At 43.1% G+C, this 1,725-nt stretch carries 1 protein-coding gene and 1 pseudogene; both read right to left on the reverse strand.

The genetic code is table 11. The features are described from left to right. Nucleotides 1-701, reverse strand: a 701-nt coding sequence (locus Q0296_RS11145) for an MFS transporter (RefSeq protein WP_298040601.1), incomplete at its 3' end; no start/stop codon positions are given. Beyond that, nucleotides 702-1,725 (reverse strand): annotated as a pseudogene (locus Q0296_RS11150) (tryptophanyl-tRNA synthetase); the annotation flags it as partial.

A 1,725-nucleotide genomic window follows, 5' to 3' on the forward strand; every position in this document is an offset into this window, starting at 1 on the left:
GATGAGGTAGATGCTAAAAAATGCCGCAAAGCCAAATGCGACGATCGAGCGTGAAATATACACAGACAAAGCCTTAAAAACGCGCCCAGATCGTCTTTTAGAGCGCTTGTTTTTTGTGAAATTTGCTTTTTGTGGTTGTCTTCTAGTGCTTTTATAAATTTGCCCTTTTTGAGGTATAAAAGTGTTAAAAAAATTTGTGGGATTATAAAGACTAGCGTCCCTTTTAGGCCAAAATTTCCCACAAAAACGGCGACTAAAATTGGCCCAACTGCAAAGCCCACGTTGCCTCCAAAAGAAAATATACTTATGCTTTTGGCTCTATTTTTGGCATTTGAGGCGTAATTTACGATCCTTGCGGCGCTTGGGTGAAAGAGCGCGGCGCCGATACCGCTTATCATCACGCAAACTAAGATGAGGTAGTAGTTTGTGATAAAGCCAGTGAGGCTCATGCCCCCGCCCGCAAGCAGCAGCCCAAGCGGGATGACGTATGGTAGCTCTTTTTTGTCGCTTAAGCGGCCTATCAGCGGTTGGATGAGCGAGCTTGCTAAATTTGTGGCGGTCACGAGCGAGGCGGCTGTAGCGTAGTCGTAGTGGTAGCTCGCGATGAAAAAGGGCAGCATCGCGCCAAGCGCACTTTGGTTTATGTCGCTACAAAAGTGCCCAAGCCCCATTAGATACTTTAAATTTTCCGCCTTTTTCATCTAAAATAGCCCTTTTAAAAGCCCCTTTAAATTTTGCTTTTCGCCGTTTGTGCTTTCATCATCTTTGCCAAGCTTTTTATCTAAAAATCTACCTATTTCTTTTTTGACCTTATTTTCAAGATACTGTGATCTGACGTCGTATTTTAGCTTGTCTGTTGTGCCTGAAATTTGCACGTTTAGGTCAGTCTTTTCGAGCCTACAAACAAGTGGCGCATTAAGCATTTTTGTCGCGGTATTGTAAGTGCCGCCTGTAACCTTTATGTCGCTCTTTGGAGAGCTTAAATTTACGTTAAATACGACGTTGTCACCCTTTATATCGCCGTAAATTTTGCCGTCTTTGTAAATTTCTTTTGTGATGTCTTTGCCGGTGAAGATTTTTATATTGTTTGTGAGATTTGTGCTGGCTAGGTGACCCTCTTTTAGCAAGATGTCAAATTTGCCGAGCTTTTGCTTTGTTTCGTAGTCAAATTTCGCATCGCCGTTGCCGTCATAGAGATGATCAAGCGCTAGGGTTTGCGTTAGCCCTTTGACTTCGAAGTTTTTTAGCACCGCATCAAGCGTGCCACCTTTGTAGTTTGCCTCGAGTTTTCCTCTAAAAAGATCATCTGAAGTGGCTTTTACGCTTAGATCATCCACTTTGCCCTCTGTCGTTACGAGGGCTGCAAATTTACCGTGAAGCTCGCGACCAGCTAAAAATGCAAGCTTATTTAGCTCTGAAACTACCGCTTGAAGCTTTAAGCTTAGCGTGCTTTTGCCCACGTCAAAGCTGCCGTCTATGCCCTTTATATCAGCTAGCGAGCTAAGAAAGTCGCCACTAAATTTCGCTACATCGTCTTTGTAGTCTAAGCTCAAATTTGAGCTAAATTTCTCATTTTCAGGGAATTTTTTATCAAGCATTTTGCTAAGCGCTGCGGCGTTAAATTTACCATCATTTAAAGCGATCGTTGCGGTGACGTTTGGACTTTTGCTAAAGATATTTTGCCCCTTTGCCTGGACATTTGCCTTAGCATTTACCAGTCTGTCG

The organism is uncultured Campylobacter sp. (assembly GCF_937890585.1).
GTDB lineage: Bacteria > Campylobacterota > Campylobacteria > Campylobacterales > Campylobacteraceae > Campylobacter_A.